Genomic DNA, 15059 nt, shown 5'->3' with positions numbered 1-15059 from the left:
TGTCAGACAGTGGTTTCGGAGATGCGTCGCATGGCATTCATGGTTTCTTCTTTGTCGATGTTCATAACTTCCCGGTTGAGCATGATCCATTTCCCGTTGACCATCGAGGAACGGATGTTCTTGCTGTTTGCCGCGTACACGATGGCGGAGTACTCGTCGTACATCGGAATCATGTTGCTGGCGTCGGCATGAACCACGATCAGGTCCGCCCGTTTGCCCGGTTCGAGGGAGCCGGTCAGGTGGTTTAACCCTAGAGCTTTTGCCCCGTTGATGGTGCTCATCCGCAAGGCGGTTTTCGCGGAGACTGCCTCCGGGTTGTAATGTACTCCTTTGGGGAGTAGGGCGGCGAAACGCGTTTCTTCCACCATGTCCAGCGTGTTGTTGCTTGCCGTGCCGTCCGTCCCGATGCCCACGTTTATTCCGGCTTTCAGGTAGGCGTCCGTGTCGGCAATCCCGCTGGCAAGTTTTAGGTTGCTTTTTGGGCAATGTGCGATGGACGTTCCCGTGCGGGCGTATAATTCGATGTCATTCGGGTTGAGCCAGACGGAATGGGCGGCAATTACGTTCCGGTCGAGCAGACCGATCGAGTAGAGGTATGCTGCCGGGGATAAGCCTGTCCGCGTGGTGATGTCCTCCACTTCTTGGCGGGTTTCCGCCACGTGGATGTGAAGAGGTATGTTGTATTTTTCCGTGATGTCTTTTGCTTTTCTCAGGGTTTGTTTCGAGCAGGTGTACGGTGAATGGGCACAGACGGTCGGGTGTATCAGCTCGTGCCCGTACCATTGTTGCACGAGGGATTCGCAACGGGCGATCCCCTCGTCAAGCGTGCGGAAGCTGGGCGTGGGAAAGTCGATGAGCGATTCGCCGACAACGGCACGTATCCCGGCTTTCCGGGCTTCCACGGCGATGATGTCCTCGAAGAAGTACATGTCGTTGAAACAGGTGGTGCCCGATTTGATCATCTCGATGAATGCCAGCCGGGTGGCTATGACGACATTCTCCGGCGTCACCATGCGGGCTTCTGCCGGGAAGATGTGGTCGTTCAGCCACGTGTGGAGGGGTAGGTCGTCGGCGTACCCGCGTAGCATGGTCATGGGGACGTGCGTGTGCGTGTTCACGAACCCGGGCATCACGATCATGCCTTCTGCGTCGAAGTACTCGGCATCAGGCATCTCGATTTTACCGGGGCGAATCTCTTTGATGCAATTTTTTTCTATTAGGATAGAACCGTTTTTAATTATCTCCATCTCCTCGTTCATGGTGAGGATTCGGGCGTTGAATATGATGGTGTTTGACATGGCGTTTGTATTGATTATCAATTTTTTTGTTCAATTTGTGAGTGATTTGCGGGAATGGATGATAAGTGGTTATATACAGGGATTCATGTTGCGCTGTTTATGAGTTGAATATGTCAACATATTTTTTTAATATATAAATCCGTCCTCTTTTGCTTCCTGTCACTTCAGATAGAATACCGACTTCTTCCAGGTTTCTAATTAGTTTGTAAGCGGATGCGGTACTGATGTCTGCAATTTCTGCAATCCAATTGGCACTTGCAATAGGTCGTTTGTACAATTCGGTTACGACTTTTAATGCGTTTGCAGATCGGCTTCCCAAGGATTTGATTTTTTCTTCGTATTCCTTTTGCAGGCATAAAATATTTTCAAAAGTTTTGACTCCGTTATCTGCTGTTTCAATTACTCCGGTCAAAAAGAATCGAAACCAACTAGTAATGTCATTTTCTGTACGTGCCCGCATTAAATTTGTGTAATAGGAATTCCGATGCTTTTCCAGGTAATCAGATAGGTATAGGATTGGGCGTTTTAGAATACCTTTACTTACTAAATAGAGGGTTATCATTAATCGTCCAGTTCTTCCGTTCCCGTCTAAAAAAGGGTGAATAGTTTCAAATTGGTAATGGATTAAAGCAATTTTCAATAATTCAGGAATCAATAATTTGTCGTTGTGTACAAACTCATCAATATCATTCATTAGATCTGGAATGGACGTATGCACGGGTGGAACGAATATCGCATCATTGATTGATGCACCACCGATCCAATTCTGACTTTTTCTAAATTCTCCGGGTTGTTTATGTTCTCCTCGCACTCCACTAAGTAATACTTTATGAACATTCCGTATCAATCTGGAAGAAAAAGGAAGTTCTTCCAGCATTTTAATCGCCTCATTCATCGCATTGATGTAATTATGGACTTCCATCCAATCATTTCTTTTGTCTAAAGGGACATCTTCTTTCGCAAGAAGAGCTTCTTCCATGTTTGTTTGTGTTCCTTCTATTTTAGATGATTGTGTCGCTTCTTTCATTACATGCATACTGATGAATAAATCAATATTGGGGATATGTTCCGAATACATATCTAGTCGTCCAAGCATCCTATCTGCTTTGCTTAGAAGAGTGATAATTTCCATGTTATCTAATATCCAAGCTTTATTTATAAAGTTCGGTTGGAAACTTTTGTAGTAACCTTGGTTTATTTTTATACCCGATTTAAAGTTTTTCATTAGATTTTATTTTAGGATTTCACGCAAATATAGAATAAAGAATTTCTTATTTTAGTTTTTGCCCTAAAAATAAAATAAGGAAATTTCTTATTTTAGTTTTTGCCCTAAAAGTAAAATAAGGGTGGTTGTTATTTTAAAAAATCCCTCGAAATTGAAATAGGTTAATTTCTTTGGATGTGAAAAGATGTGTATTTTGAACTGTTTTATCGCTTTAATTGCTAAAACATGTTAAACATTAAAAGTTTCAGGTAAAAATGGGGAGGGAAAATTGTTTTGTAATAAAACTGCGATTAAAAATGGATTTATCGAGAGTATTATGAAGAAATTTAATGATAAGGAGAGAGAAGATTTAGAGATTGCCCAAAAGGCGGTGGAGCGGGTGGAGGCGATGAAAAAGGAGATGCTTTTGCGGGAAATGGTATTTACCGGGGAAGAGGGGATGGAACAGAGCGGAACGGGTGTCGTGGAGCGGATGGTGGAGGATGTGCACCGGGTGGCACGGATGGACAGGAAAGCGGCAGCGGCCGGATTGCAATCGAGATTGCGGGAGATGGAGCGGAGAAAACGGGCATCTCGTCGTTGGCTGTATGTGGGGAGTTCCGTGGCGGCAGCGGTAGTGTTGTTTTTTATGGTGACGATGATGTTGCCTGAAAAAGAGCGGGTGATGGAGAAGGCTCCCGTGCTCGTGAACGTGGCGGAGATAAAAGTGCCGACGTTAATCACGACCGGGGAGGATGATGCGATTGTCGCGTTGGACACGCTGGAGGTGAAGCAAGGAAATGACGTGTATGTCGTGGGAGAAGAGAGTCAGACTGGAACAGTCGAGGAGAATGAGCCGGAGGAAAAGCCGGTCCGGAATGTCCGCATCGTGATTCCAGCCGGATTCACGTATAGCGTGCAACTGGCGGATGGTTCCACGGTGGTGTTGAATGCCGGCAGTGAATTGCGGTTCCCGGAAGAGTTTCGGGATTCTGTCCGGGAAGTTGAGATGAAAGGTGAAGGGTATTTTAATGTAAAAAAGTCGGATATTCCTTTTATCGTGCAAGCCGGGGAAACGCAAGTGAAGGTTTATGGTACGCGCTTCAATCTGTTTTATCGCAAGGAACTGGCGCTTTCCGAGGCTGTGCTCGTGGAGGGCAGTATCGGGATGATGGCGGGAGGCAAGGAGGTGAGAATCGTGCCGAACGAGCGGGTGTACTACACGATGAAGGATAGCGTGGTGCGGACGGAGAAGGTGGATCCCGCGGATTATATCGCTTGGATGGAAAATAGCTTTAAATATAACGGCGTGCGGTTGGATAAGATTGTTTTCGATATATCTCAATGGTACGGGGTGGAGATACGGCTTGCCCCGGAACTGGAGAGCCGGACTTGTACGTTGGAATTTGACAAGTCCTCTACTATCGATTGGGTGATAAAAGCCCTTGGGTTGATTATTGATAAGAACATTAAACAAGAAGGAGGTGCCTACTATATAAATTGATTTCATTCAACGAAAAAAAGAGAATCCGCTTAGAGTAGATTCCCTTTTAAAAACACTACCGGAAGGTTTGATTTCTCAGGTCAGGTGCCTTCGGTCGTGTCAAAGCTAAACGTTAGTAACAACGTTTATGTCTAATATTCTTACAAATGTATGGAAAAAAATAAAGTAATGAACAAAATTAGGGGTAATAAAGTTATTATCGGTGTGCTTATCATGTTTATGCCGATACTGTGGGGTCCCGTGAGATCAGTTGCCGCCGTGTCATCGAGTGGCGTGAACGTGCAACAAAAGGACGGGAAAAAAGTCACGTTAAATATTGTAGACAGGAATTTGACTTACATATTGTCTGAGATCAAGCAACAGACAGGATTCGCGTACGGGTTTAAAGATAGCCGGAATGCAGTTCAAAACGAACGTTTCTCCATCAACGTGCATAACGTGAGCGTTGATTCCGCTTTGACGGTATTGTTAAAGAATTCTCGATACACTTACCAGATCGAGGGGAATTTGATTTTGATACTGACAAGACAGGATAAAATCCAACAGGTAGACAAGAATGACCTGATTACCGTGAAAGGCCGGGTGGTAGACGAGAAAGGGAATCCCGTTGCCGGTGCGACAGTTGTAATTCACGGGACAACGCGAGGGGTAGCTTCCGACGCAGAGGGACAATACAGCATTGATGCCAGACCGGACGACGTGTTGCGGGTTTCCTTTATCGGTTACAAGACGGAAACCGTTGACATCAAGGGAAAAACAAGATTGAACGTCCGCTTGAATCCCACGGAGGAGAACTTGGAAGAGGTGCAGGTCGTGGCGTTCGGGGCCCAGAAGAAGGAGAGCGTGGTGTCGGCCATCACCACCATCCGCCCGATGGACTTGAAATCATCCAGTTCCGACCTTACCTCCCAGTTGACCGGTAAGATTGCCGGTATCATCGGTTGGCAGACGGGTGGTCTGCCGGGAGCCTTGACGGAAGAGGAGATGAACACGAAGTTCTATATCCGGGGTATCAGCTCCTCTAACGGGGTATCTGAGCCGCTTGTGCTGATTGATGGGGTGGAATCTTCCCGTTTGGACCTGGCACGTATGGCTCCGGAGGACATCGAGAGTTTCTCCGTGTTGAAAGACGCTTCCGCCACGGCGATGTACGGTGCCCGCGGGGCGAACGGGGTCATCCTCGTGACCACGAAAAAAGGACAAGAAGGTAGCGTCTACACCACGGTGCGTTACGAAACCGTGTGGTCCATGCCGACCGACAATATTGATGTCGTGGACCCGAAAACTTACATGCGCATGTACAACCAGGCGTTGTTGGCACGGAATCCGAACGCGACTCCGGCTTATACCTTGGAGCGGATCGAACGCACGGGGAATCCCAACTATCCCTCTTACGTTTACCCGGCAAACGATTGGTACGATATCATGTTCCGGAATTTCTCGGTTAACCATCGTGCCGGTATCAATGCCCGGGGAGGATCGAGCGTGGTGCAATACTATGCTTCCGTGAATTATAATTACGATTCCGGTATATTGAAGACCGACCGATTGAACCAGTTCGATGTGAATATCAAGAACTCCACGATATCTTCCCGGGTGAACTTGAACGTGAACCTGAGTGCCGGGATCCAATTGTTGTGGAACAACTCCTTCTCTTTGGATAAATATCATGGTCCGATGACGGATGCCGCGTCGGTGTACGCTGCTGCCTTTACGGCTTCACCCGTGGATTTTGCGGCAATATACCCGGCAGACAAAGCTACCAACTGGCCTCACTTGAGGTTCGGTAGTATAAAGACTTCCAGTGGGCATGCTACCAATCCTTATGCCGACGTGCAAACGGGTTACATTGAGCGTGGGCGTTATTCCGTGACCAGCCGTATGGAATACCTCCACAATCTCTCCTCGTTAATCAAGGGGTTGGAATTGCGGGCAAGCGTGTCGCTCACGAAACAGGGATACGACCAGACCGCCTATGGAACCAGACCTTATTATTACTATTTGGACCCGGAGATCAATTACGATTTTGAAACGGGCGAACACACCTTGCAAAAAGTGCAAGACGGGATACGTACCCTATCTGTTCCCGGTGATATGGCGTACGCGACAAGCAGCACGCAGTGGGTCTACGAGGGACGTTTGTTGCATACCGCCGCGTGGGATGACCACCAGACATCGTTGACGGCTGTCCTCCAGGCGATACAGTCGAACGGAGCCCCCGCTTCCTCTCTTTTTAGCGGCATCGAGCATCGCAACGTGAGTTTCTCCATGCGCGGGAGTTACGGGTTCAAGGACCGTTATTTTGTCGAGGGTAGTTTCGGGTATAACGGTTCTGAGCGTTTCGCCAAGAGCAACCGGATGGGCTTCTTCCCGGCAGTGGGTGCGGCATGGGTTGTGAGTAAGGAAGGCTTCATGCAGGGTATTAGCAGGGAACTCTCGTTCCTCAAACTCCGGGCTTCCTGGGGAAAGGTCGGGAATGACGGGATTATCAAAGAACCCCGTTTCGTGTATATGCCTCAGATTGAAAAAGCCCAAGCTATATTTTCGGGATATTACCCGGATGCCGGAATGCCATCTGAATTTGTTCGTTACCAGATCCAGAACTACGGAGACCCGGGAATCGAGTGGGAGGTTTCCGAGCAAATCAACCTTGGGGTGGAAACCCGTTTTTTCAAGGATTTTTTGGAGTTGAATGCTGATTTTTACCAGGAAATCCGCCATAATATCATCGCGAACCGGACAGTGATTCCGGCGAACATGGGCGTGGAATTGCCCCCGCTGGATAATATCGGGAAAGTGCGTTCCCGGGGAGTCGATTTGTCCGCCAAGGTGCAGCATGCTTTCTCCCCGGATTGCTGGATCATCCTGAACGGGACGTTCACCTACAGCAAAGCGGTCTACAAGGAGCTGGAGGAGGCAGTCGACAAACCGGCTTGGCAGTTGTTCAAGGGACACGATATTTCGCAGCAAATCGGCTATATCGCCGAGGGGTTGTTCTGTGACGAGGCGGAAATCATGAACTCCCCGCAGGCGAACACGGGAATCATGCCCGGGGATATCCGCTACCGGGACGTGGACAAGAATGGCGTGATCGACACGCGGGATGCGGTGCATATCGGTTACCCGCAAACACCCCGCATCGTTTACGGGTTCAGCGGTTTCATCAATTACAAGAATTGGGAGTTTAACTTTGCTTTCCAGGGCTCCGGGCATCGCAGTTTCTTTATCAACCCGGTGAAAATCTCGCCTTTCGTGAACGGCAACGCCATGTTGAAAGCGATTTACGAGGACCACTGGACGGAGGAAAACATGTCGAACCGGCCTTTCTGGCCCCGGCTTTCCGTGTCGAGTATCGCGACGTATAACCAACAGGAGAATTGGAATAACGTGAATAGTTCGGAAACCCGGAAATCCACCTATTTCATGCGGGAATGTTCGTTCTTGCGCTGTACTTCGCTGGAGTTGGCATACAACCTGCCGGAAAGCGTGAGGAAAAAGCTCCGGATGCAAAATCTGAAGTTCTTCGTGCGGGCAAACAATCCTTTCTTGATTTCCAATTTCGATTTGTGGGATGTGGAGTTGGGTGAGAGTGGTTTCAACTACCCGATACAGAAGACCTATGCCGTTGGCGTAAACATTAGTTTCTAATCTATAATCCAGTATAAAATGAAAAAGCGATTATTATTCATATTGTTGATGCCCGCTCTCCTCTTCTCGGCATGCGATGACTTTTTGGATATCGTGCCGGAGAAGGACATGACGACCTTAAACTCGATTTTTGAAACGCGGACACAGGCTGAGGATTGGCTGAGAAGTTGCTACGTCTTCTTGCAGGAGCCGATACCTCTTTTCTCCCGGAATCCCGCTTTTGCCGCCACGGACGAACTGGTTACGGGCGACTATTTAGGCACGAGCCTGGAAGGACTGAACATCCGTTCCGGGTTGCAGAATTCCCTGAACCCTTACGGGGATATCTGGTCCAAGAAGAAAGCTCAGGGGGGAAAGCTGGTAGGGCGTACCGATTTTTACACGGGAATCAATCTCTGTAACGTGTTTATTGAGAAAATCGATCAGGTATATAACATGGAGGATTGGGAGAAACGTGACTGGAAAGCCGAGGTCAAGGCGTTGAAGGCGTACATGTATTTCGAATTGATTCGCCATTACGGGCCGATTATCCTTGTTCCGCGAAATATCGATCCGAACGTGGACGTATCGGAGATGCGGATTCCCCGCAGCCACGTGGACACGTGTTTCGCCGCCGTGGTGCAATTGTGCGATGAGGCGGCAAAAGATCTTCGCCCCTTTAATCAAAAGGAGAGCCCGCGGAGGACCTTCTTCTGCAAGGAAGCGGCGTTGGCGTTGAAAGCTCGGGCGTTGCTTTACCAGGCTTCCGACCTCTTTAACGGGAATCCCGATTATGCCAATTTCAAGAACCGGCTCGGGGAACCGCTTTTCAGCACGGAAAAAGACCCTGAAAAATGGCGGCGGGCTGCCGAAGCTGCCGAGGCGGCCATCCAGGTTTGCCTGGAAAACGGGAAATCCTTGGTTCAAAACCAGGCGGGCGCCACGGAATTGCAATCCTACATGAAGAATGTTGAACAATCCACGGCAACGTTCAACTACTTGAACGATGAAGTGTTACTGATGATCAAAAAACACCCGAATCTTGATGATTGGGCTAAGTTTGTGATGCCTGACATTACCACGGATCCGTATCATAGTTTGACGGGAACCACCGTGAGCCCCAGTCTGAAAATGGTGGAGATGTTCTACACGGAGAACGGTTTGCCGATTGACCAGGATCCGGCTTATAGCGGCAATCCTTACGGGCAGACGATGGAAACCGACCCCAGGTACATGGACGTGGTGATGCTGAACGTGAACATTCCCGTGCTGCATACCCGCCGGGAACCGCGTTTCTACGCCTCTATCGCGGCGGACCGTTGCTACTGGCGTTTGGGAACCACGACGAAGGACAATCATGAGGTAAGGGCTTACCGGGGAGAAACTTTCGGCTTGAAAGAGAATCGGATTGACCCGAACGAGCCCCAGAACCTGAGTGGCTACTGGGTAAAGAAATGGTCGAGTTCCAAAGCTTCGTTATTCAATTATGATAAAGATTACTTTGCCTTGGGCGACGACCCGTTCCCCGTCATCCGGATGGCGGAACTCTACCTGATTGCCGCCGAGGCGTGGAACGAGTATTTGAGTGCCCCGAACGATAAGGTCTACGATAACATCGATGAAGTGCGCCTGCGTGCCGGGATCCCGGGTGTGGAGGAGGCTTGGGCATCGGCAAAAGACAGGAACAAGGTGGCGACGAAAGTCGGCATGCGCGATATTATCCGCCAGGAATGGAACATCGAGTTCATGTTCGAGGGCCATCGTTTCTGGAACGTGCGCCGCTGGAAAATCGCCCATGTCGAGCTGAACGAAACGTTGTTCGGTTGGAATGTCACGGGTGACGACTACGATAGTTTCTACAACAACGGCCGGCCTGTCGAGGTGTATTCCAAGAATCGTTTCGTGGCTCCCCGGGATTATTTCTTCCCCATCCGGAGCGAAGAAACCCAAATATCCGGTTGTGTACAGAATGTAGGATGGTAAAATAAATCGTAAATTATAAATCAGAAATAATCATGAGAAAGATATTATTCATTATAGGAATGTTGGTCGGTTTTGTCGCCTGTAATGACGATGAAGTTTCGTTCGATGTCCCTGTCGAGTTTCGGAAAGATTTGGAATTCAAGCCTATCCCCGGAGGGGCTGTGATGAAATACTATTTGCGGGAAAACAGCGGGGTGTTCCGCGTGCGTGTTTCCTACAAGGATGCCTATGGGTTGGATCTCGCGAAGGAGGGCAGCTACCTCTCGGATTCGATGGTGTTGCTCGGCTTTACCGAGGCACGGCAGAACGTGCCGGCGTTCGTGACGTTCTTGGATAATGACATGAAAGCCTCCGAGCCGCTGGAAGTGGCGTTCAATACCTTGCCTTCCACGGCTTACAGTATCTTTGACAACTTGACGGTCGATGCCTTCTGGAATGGTTTTTCGGTCGGTTATTCTTTGCGAGAGAACATGAAGGGGATGGCGCATATCTTTTACATCGGGACCAACCCGTTGACCCACCAGCCGGATTCCATCCTGATGTTGAGCACGCCCATCGTGAAAGGGGGCGACACGTTGAATTTCGAGTTGAAACAAAACGTGGGCGAGTCTGTCCGGGTGGTTGTGCGCACGGAGGATTCCCGGGGCTACCGGGTGAAACAGGAGATTTACGAGGTACCTTGCTTGATTATGGATACCCTGACTCCTGCCGACTTCGATTTCCGTTTCACGGGAAACATCGTGACGAACGAGGAGTATCAATTGGGTGAACGATACTTGTTTGATGGGGATAAAAACGGGGACAAATACCGTAAAAATCTTTTGGAGAATAGGTACACGTTCCGATACTCCACGTTTATGGCGGGACCCAATGCTTTTAACGAACGTTTTATCCTGGATTTGAGGGAGCCTAAAGTACCGGCATCGGTAAATCTCTATGCTTTCCTGAATTTCCATACGCTATGGCCTTTCGCGAGTGACTACGAGCAATTGGTCAAATATCCGGATGATCTGATCGAATTTTGGCAGGGAAACTACCGGGGAAAATTGCCCTGTAAGGTCAAGCTCTACGGAACGAACGCGGACCCCGAAAGCGTGAATTTGTCCTCCTGCAAGCTGTTGTACGAGTTGGATAACGGGGATTCTTTCGCGACGTGGCAAACCTCTTGGGCGGCAAGGACGGATGAACAGGACGGAACCTACAGAACGGAAAATTGGCTTGACGTCACGGACGACGAGTATGCGCTCGCGGATCCTGTCGTGTTGAAAATGCTGTGCAATTACTCGGGCGAGAAATACCGCTATCTGATCTTTGTCGTGGAAGACACCTATCACGGGGGATCCTACGGCTATGGAGATGATGGCAACCGACGGAAATATATCTCTTTCAACGAACTGGAAGTATGTGTAAAAGCAGAATAACAAAAATAGACGAACAATGAAAAAATTGATACATATAGCATGGCTACTGATACTTCTCGGAGTGGTAAGTTGCGAAAGTCTTGAAGATACGTATGACGAGTACGCCGGGGATGGGATGGTCCGCTACGTGGGGAAATGCGAGAACCTGCAAGTGTCTCCCGGGTGGTATCGCTTCAAGGTGAAATGGAAAGGCAACATGGATGATGCGATCTATAAAGTGAAACTGACTTACAAGGGGGAAGACGAGGCGGAGCCGACCGTGTTGCTCCTGGACCCGCAGGACATCCTCGAGAACGAGAGCCTGATCGATTCCATCTACATCGAGAATCTCAAGAACACGGTTTACGCGGTGACCCTGAGCAACGTGACGGAAGATGGCATGGAATCCATCGTGGAGATGACGTACGCCCGTCCCTACACGGAAGCGCATGAAGATTTACGCACGTTCAGCCGGGGAATCTTGAACTTTTATCGCCTGGGGGACAAGTTGGCGGTGTTCCTGGATAAAGATAACGAGGATATTTTGAAAATGGAGTTGAAATTCACGGATACCCGGGGCGTTCAACATCCTTGGAATATGAAAGAAAAAATGCAGTCGGCAAAAGAGATTGAACAATGGTTAAGAATCCTTGATTACGCGTTCTTGTTGCCGGAGGAGGAGGGTGTGGAGATTGATTTCAACCAACCGATTTTCGTGGAGCGGAAAGGCTTTTTGCAGGGATGCATTGATACGCTCTCTTTCACCCCGGATACCCTGTCGATGGATGAAGAAGTGTGGTCCGGCGGCTTTACCCGTTACCTGACCCATAGATTCGGTCCGGACTATACCCGGGAGGACATCGAATCCGTGCGTGAAATCGAGTTGGATTATGATATGCCGACCATAAAGGATTTGCTTTATTTCCCGAATCTGGAGAAGGTGATCCTGGGCAAGAACCGTTATATCGACCCGAAATTCAAGAATTTTACCACCCCGAGCTATACGGACCAGTATGCCGGTTATTTGACCTTGCAGTTTTTGAAAGACATGCGCCCGGGGTTTGTCGTGGAGCGTTACAACGGGCATTATTTTAATGATGACCGGCTCCGGAGTTATTTGTTAGGGGTCTTCCAGAAAATCGACGAGGATTTGATCACGGAAAAGAAGAGCGAAAACATGAACGAGATACCCGGGATACAGCCTTTGGACACGACGGGATGGATCGTGACCTGTTCCGATACTACGCGCAATGGTTACAAGATTAACGGGGCGGCTTATATGCTGGACGGTGACAAGAATACCAGCTTCCAGCCGACCTACGCGTTGTCGCCTTCCGTGGTGGAAGTGGAGTTCGACATGCTGGAACCGCGGCTGGTGAAAGGATTCAAGGTCGTGCAACCGGTTGCCCCGGCGGGCATGACGGCGGGAAGCATGGGAGATTACCAGAAGTACCTCGTGAACGCCATACGGGTAGAGTTCTCGGATGACGGGGTGAACTGGCATAACGCCACGTACGAGAACGGGGGAATCACGATAGGGAATGCTCCCGAGGAAATCTCGTTCATCGAGATCCCGGAGAAATTGCAACGGGAGGTGCGGTATATCCGTTTGTCTATGTCGAACAAAGAGGTGGCTGTCGCCGACGGGGGACTTCCTTTGTATTCTTTGCGTTTGGCGGATTTTATCCCTTATTAGTAGCGTATACTTGATTCGTTGTTTCACAGGCCGGTAGCTTTCCGGCTCCGGTCTGTGATTTTTTTTCGAGAAAGCCGGAATCGGTCTTCCCGATACTTCGTGTGTACTGTATAAATAATAGAAAATGAAGATGAAACAATTGATTTTATTACTGGTAATATTGTGGAGCGGATTCACCCTTTCCGCCCAGGAGGGTTTCAAGATAACGGGAAACTTGGGAGGTACTCTCGGGGGAAAATTGATCCTGGTGGGAACCGGGCAACAGGGAAATGTCGGCTTGGGCGAAACCTTGATGGAGAACGGGAGTTTCCGCTTCGAGGGGAAGGTGGACGGAATGATGCCGGCTTACATACTGACAGAGCAACAGCAACTCGTTGTTACCCTGATGCTGGAAAACACGGATTATGCCATCGTGGCGGGGGAAAGCGGGATTGAAGTCCGGGGAGGCGGAGAGGCACAGGCGGTGTTGAGCCAGTATGATGCCGTGAACCGGGTTGTCCTCCGGGAAAAAATGAAAATGGAGCAGGAGATGCAGGCGGCTTACGCCTCGCAAAATCAGATGAAGTTGCAGGCTTTGCAGCAACAGTTCGCCAAGGTGATGGAGGAGACGGGAAAACAGCAGGCAGCCTTGTTCGCTGCCCACAAGGATTCCCCCGTGACGGCTTTCGTGATTGCTTCAAGTATGGGGCAGATGGATTACGCTTCCTTGCGACCGCTCTACGACGGGTTGGGCGAAACGGCAAAGAACAGTCCCTTCGGGCAGGCAATCGCCCGGCAACTTGAAGTGTTCAAGCAAGTGGAAGTGGGGGCGGTGGCTCCGGATTTCCAGGGAACGACGATCGAGGGGGAGACGGTTTCCCTGCACGGGATAAACGCGAAGTTGAAACTCGTGGACTTCTGGGCATCCTGGTGCAAACCGTGCCGGGAGGAGATGCCCGACGTGGCGAAGCTGTACAAGAAATATCACGACAAAGGCTTGGAAATCGTCGGCGTTTCTCTCGACGAGAAAAAGGAGGAATGGGTAAAGGCTTCCCGGGACGATAAAATCACTTGGGTGAACCTTTCCGACCTTTTGGGAGGACGTTCCCCGATAGCAGCCCTTTACGTGGTTCGCGCGATTCCGCAGACATTCCTCTTGGACGGGGAAAACCGCATCATCGCCAAAGGCTTGCACAAGAAAGATCTGGAGAAGAAAATCGCCGAGATACTGGGAGAATAGCGTGTAAAATTTAAAGGATAAGATATGAAAAAAAGTATATTGTTTTTAGTTTGTTTGTTGGCGGGTATGTCGCTTTGCCGGGCTCAGGGGAGTTTCCGGGTAAGCGGTAAGGTCAGCGGGGTGCCGGACGGGACCTTGCTCCTCGTGCGGAACGACGGGGTGGCGCTCGACACGGTGGCGACCACCTCGCTGAAGAACGGGGCGTTTTCGTTCGAGGGAGAAGCGGACGCTCCCTTCGGTGCCATGCTGGTGACTGCCGACGGTTCGCTGAACTTTTCCATGATCGTGGAAATGACCAACGTGATGGTGAACGTGACCCCTAACGGGGCGTTGATCCAGGGCGGGGAACAGCAACAGCTTTTTGCCGCCTATAACCGGGTCGGTCAGCGGTTCATCGCCGAGCAGGCATCCATCTCGGCGGAAGCCCGACAGCCGGGGGCAGATACGGATGCCTTGCAAATTCGGGTTGATCATGCTTACAAGGCTTTCGTGGACCGGACGCTGGAATTGGTCAAGGCGAATCCCGATGCCTACGCCACGGCGTATGTCATTGCCCTCGGGGTTCAAAACGAAACGGAGGAGAGCCTGCAAGCCAAGTATGAACTCTTGGGCAAGAATGCCCGGAACAGCGTTCCCGGCAAGGGAATTGCTGCCGCCCTCGATCGCTTTGGCGCTTTGGCGGTCGGTCAGGTTGCCCCGAACTTTACCGTGAAGCGGATGAACGGCGACGCCTTGACGCTGTACGATGTCCCGGCGAAAATCAAGTTGCTGGTGTTTTGGGCGTCTTGGGATGCCGCCAGCAGGCGGGAGAACCCGGACCTGATTAAAATCTACCAGCAGTTCCGCCCGAGGAATTTCGAGATTATCAGCGTTTCTCTTGATGACAACCGTTTTGCCTGGGACCGTGCCGTCGAGCAGGACGGGCTGGTCTGGAGCAACGGTAGCGACCTCCTGGGGACAAATTCTCCCGTTGCCAAGCTCTACATGGTCGGCAGCACGCTGCCTTACACCATCCTCCTCGACGGTGAATACAGGATTGTCGCCAAGGGACTGCTCGGCAAGGAGCTCCGCAAGGCGATCTCCGATCTTGTCAAAAGCACCAAGAAATAACTCTTGTTTGTGTATGAC

The 15059-nt window shown here is 50.0% G+C and carries 9 protein-coding genes; 7 read left to right on the top strand and 2 right to left on the bottom strand.

All coding sequences use genetic code 11. The features are described 5' to 3' along the window. Nucleotides 1–2 precede the first annotated feature (2 nt). Both BN8899_RS08245 and BN8899_RS08240 read right to left on the bottom strand, forming a co-directional pair. Nucleotides 3–1298 (bottom strand): amidohydrolase, encoded by a 1296-nt coding sequence (locus BN8899_RS08245; protein WP_065219056.1) that lies wholly within the window; start codon nt 1296–1298, stop codon nt 3–5. 97 nt (nt 1299–1395) lie between these two features. Continuing rightward, nucleotides 1396–2523 (bottom strand): Fic family protein, encoded by a 1128-nt coding sequence (locus tag BN8899_RS08240; RefSeq protein ID WP_018338027.1) that lies wholly within the window; start codon nt 2521–2523, stop codon nt 1396–1398. Between the two features lie 316 nt (nt 2524–2839). On the opposite strand from BN8899_RS08240, the gene BN8899_RS08235 reads away from it, so the two are divergent. The 7 genes from BN8899_RS08235 to BN8899_RS08205 all read left to right on the top strand — a co-directional run bounded on the left by BN8899_RS08235 (nt 2840) and on the right by BN8899_RS08205 (nt 15041). Next, nucleotides 2840–4006 carry a FecR family protein gene (locus tag BN8899_RS08235; protein ID WP_065219055.1) on the top strand — a complete coding sequence of 389 codons (1167 nt, stop codon included), beginning with the start codon at nt 2840–2842 and terminating at the stop codon, nt 4004–4006. A gap of 168 nt (nt 4007–4174) precedes the next feature. Next, nucleotides 4175–7654: a TonB-dependent receptor gene (locus BN8899_RS08230; RefSeq protein WP_065219054.1), complete on the top strand. Its 3480-nt coding sequence runs from the start codon at nt 4175–4177 to the stop codon at nt 7652–7654. An 18-nt stretch (nt 7655–7672) separates the two neighbouring features. Next, nucleotides 7673–9616: a RagB/SusD family nutrient uptake outer membrane protein gene (locus tag BN8899_RS08225; RefSeq protein ID WP_065219053.1), complete on the top strand. Its 1944-nt coding sequence runs from the start codon at nt 7673–7675 to the stop codon at nt 9614–9616. Nucleotides 9617–9648: 32 nt separating this feature from the next. Further along, on the top strand, nt 9649–11037 hold the full coding sequence (locus tag BN8899_RS08220; protein WP_065219052.1) for a DUF4959 domain-containing protein: 1389 nt from the start codon (nt 9649–9651) through the stop codon (nt 11035–11037). 16 nt (nt 11038–11053) lie between these two features. Beyond that, on the top strand, nt 11054–12712 hold the full coding sequence (locus BN8899_RS08215) for a DUF4998 domain-containing protein (protein ID WP_065219051.1): 1659 nt from the start codon (nt 11054–11056) through the stop codon (nt 12710–12712). A gap of 130 nt (nt 12713–12842) precedes the next feature. Next, nucleotides 12843–13931: an AhpC/TSA family protein gene (locus tag BN8899_RS08210; protein ID WP_065219050.1), complete on the top strand. Its 1089-nt coding sequence runs from the start codon at nt 12843–12845 to the stop codon at nt 13929–13931. Between the two features lie 24 nt (nt 13932–13955). Beyond that, a complete protein-coding gene (locus BN8899_RS08205; RefSeq protein ID WP_065219049.1) occupies nt 13956–15041 on the top strand; it encodes a TlpA disulfide reductase family protein in 1086 nt (361 codons plus the stop codon). Nucleotides 15042–15059: the final 18 nt, after the last annotated feature.

The sequence above is a fragment of the Butyricimonas sp. Marseille-P2440 genome, from assembly GCF_900091675.1.
GTDB classification, from domain to species: domain Bacteria; phylum Bacteroidota; class Bacteroidia; order Bacteroidales; family Marinifilaceae; genus Butyricimonas; species Butyricimonas synergistica.
Note: the sequence above shows the minus strand (reverse complement) of the source record. Positions and strands in the feature narration are given on the sequence as shown.

Coding starts and splice junctions, on each gene's coding strand:
- BN8899_RS08245 (WP_065219056.1), bottom strand. CDS start 1,298: ATGTCAAACACCATCATATTCAACGCCCGAATCCTCACCATGAACGAG.
- BN8899_RS08240 (WP_018338027.1), bottom strand. CDS start 2,523: ATGAAAAACTTTAAATCGGGTATAAAAATAAACCAAGGTTACTACAAA.
- BN8899_RS08235 (WP_065219055.1), top strand. CDS start 2,840: ATGAAGAAATTTAATGATAAGGAGAGAGAAGATTTAGAGATTGCCCAA.
- BN8899_RS08230 (WP_065219054.1), top strand. CDS start 4,175: ATGAACAAAATTAGGGGTAATAAAGTTATTATCGGTGTGCTTATCATG.
- BN8899_RS08225 (WP_065219053.1), top strand. CDS start 7,673: ATGAAAAAGCGATTATTATTCATATTGTTGATGCCCGCTCTCCTCTTC.
- BN8899_RS08220 (WP_065219052.1), top strand. CDS start 9,649: ATGAGAAAGATATTATTCATTATAGGAATGTTGGTCGGTTTTGTCGCC.
- BN8899_RS08215 (WP_065219051.1), top strand. CDS start 11,054: ATGAAAAAATTGATACATATAGCATGGCTACTGATACTTCTCGGAGTG.
- BN8899_RS08210 (WP_065219050.1), top strand. CDS start 12,843: ATGAAACAATTGATTTTATTACTGGTAATATTGTGGAGCGGATTCACC.
- BN8899_RS08205 (WP_065219049.1), top strand. CDS start 13,956: ATGAAAAAAAGTATATTGTTTTTAGTTTGTTTGTTGGCGGGTATGTCG.